This is a genomic window from Oleiphilus sp. HI0128 (assembly GCF_001635365.1).
On sequence record NZ_LWGG01001381.1, the window covers coordinates 1 to 1,012 of the forward strand.

A 1,012-nucleotide genomic window follows, 5' to 3' on the forward strand; every position below is an offset into this window, starting at 1 on the left:
GGCGGCACTACCTTTCTTAATGAATGGTATGCAGTCGATTTGGTGAAAAACCAAAAAGGTGCAGTGGTTGGTGTCATTGCTATCTGTATTGAAACAGGTGAGCGTGTATACGTTAAGGCTAAGGCAACTGTTATGGCGACGGGTGGTGCTGGTCGTATTTATCAGTCGACTACTAACGCTTTGATTAATACTGGTGACGGTATGGGGATGGCGCTTCGCGCTGGCTTCCCAGCGCAGGATATGGAAATGTGGCAGTTCCACCCAACAGGTATCGCTGGAGCGGGTACACTGGTAACAGAAGGTTGTCGTGGTGAAGGTGGTTACCTGATCAATGGCGAAGGCGAACGTTTCATGGAACGTTACGCACCTAACGCTAAAGATCTTGCTGGTCGTGACGTTGTTGCGCGTTCAATGGTTATGGAAATACTAGAAGGCCGTGGTTGTGGTCCAAATAAAGATCACGTTATGTTGAAGTTGGACCATTTGGGTGAAGAAACCTTGAATGCCAAGCTTCCAGGTATTCTTGAATTGTCACGTACATTTGCTCACGTTGATCCGGTTAAGGTACCAATTCCGGTTGTACCAACTTGTCACTATATGATGGGTGGTATTCCGACTAATATCGGTGGTCAGGCACTAACGCAGGATGCTGAAGGTAACGATCACGTTATCGAAGGTCTATATGCTTGTGGTGAAGCTGCTTGTGTATCAGTTCATGGTGCAAATCGTCTTGGTGGTAACTCGCTACTTGATTTGGTTGTATTTGGTCGTGCTGCCGGTTTGCAGATTGAGAAATCTTTGCGCGAAGGTTTTGCAACTGATGATGCAACAGAGGCTGATATCGAAGCCGCATTAAGTCGTTTGGATCGTTTGGATAATACGACTGGCGGTGAAAGTGTTGCTAAGGTTCGAGAAGATTTGCAAAGCACGATGCAGCTTTACTTTGGCGTTTTCCGTGAAGGTGAGACCATGCAGAAAGGTCTTAAGATGCTCGACGAAATAGGTGAGAGAG

General features: G+C 46.7%; 1 protein-coding gene. It reads left to right on the forward strand.

Annotation, left to right across the window (positions count from 1 at the left end; translation table 11 throughout):
- A partial coding sequence (locus A3763_RS22785; protein ID WP_156495275.1) for an FAD-binding protein occupies positions 1–1,012 on the forward strand: 1,012 nt, incomplete at both ends.